Here is a 1,012-nt window from a genome sequence, read left to right as displayed (position 1 = left end):
AGGATCGCGGACACCGGCTGCTTGATGCCGATGTTGACGACGTTGTAGCCGTTGTTCGTCAGGATGATGTCGACCAGGTTCTTGCCGATGTCGTGCACGTCACCGCGCACGGTGGCCAGCACGATGGTGCCCTTGCCCTCGTCGTCGGTCTTCTCCATGTGCGGCTCGAGGTACGCCACCGCCGTCTTCATCACCTCGGCCGACTGCAGCACGAACGGCAGCTGCATCTGACCCGAACCGAACAGCTCACCGACGACCTTCATGCCCTCCAGCAGGATGTCGTTGACGATCTCCAACGCCGGACGGCCGGTCAGCGCCTCGTCCAGATCGGCCTCCAGGCCGTTCTTCTCCCCGTCGATGATCCGCCGCTGCAGCCGCTCCTCCAACGGCAGCGCCAGCAGCTCCTCCGCCCGGCCCGCCTTCAGCGACTTGGTGTTCACACCCTCGAACAGCGCCATCAGCTTCTGCAGCGGGTCGTACTCCCCCGACCGCCGGTCATAGATCAGATCCAGCGCCGTGGTGACCTGCTCCTCGTCGAACCGCGCGATCGGCAGGATCTTCGACGCGTGCACGATCGCCGAATCCAGCCCCGCCTTCACACACTCGTCCAAGAAGACGGAGTTCAGCAGCACCCGCGCGGCCGGATTCAAACCGAAGGAGATGTTCGACAGGCCCAGCGTGGTCTGCACGTCCGGATGCCGGCGCTTGAGCTCACGGATCGCCTCGATGGTGGCGATACCGTCGCCCCGGGACTCCTCCTGGCCCGTGCAGATGGTGAAGGTCAGGGTGTCGATGAGGATGTCCGACTCGCGGATCCCCCAGTTCCCCGTCAGGTCCTCGATCAGCCGCTCGGCGATGGCGACCTTGTGCTCGACGGTCCGGGCCTGGCCCTCCTCGTCGATGGTCAGCGCGATCAACGCAGCACCGTGCTCCCGCGCCAGCCGGGTGACCTTCGCGAACCGCGACTCCGGCCCGTCCCCGTCCTCATAGTTCACCGAGTTGATGACCGCAC

The 1,012-nt window shown here is 65.5% G+C and carries 1 protein-coding gene; it reads right to left on the bottom strand.

Annotated features, from left to right (window positions below; all coding sequences use genetic code 11):
* Positions 1-1,012: dihydropteroate synthase (locus ACZ6I1_RS35025; RefSeq protein WP_469293177.1), on the bottom strand; the 1,012-nt coding region annotated here is incomplete at both ends.

It is taken from the genome of Streptomyces sp. NPDC046303 (assembly GCF_055588085.1).
The sequence above is the reverse complement of the archived record's forward strand: the minus strand, read 5'-3'. Positions and strand labels throughout refer to the sequence as shown.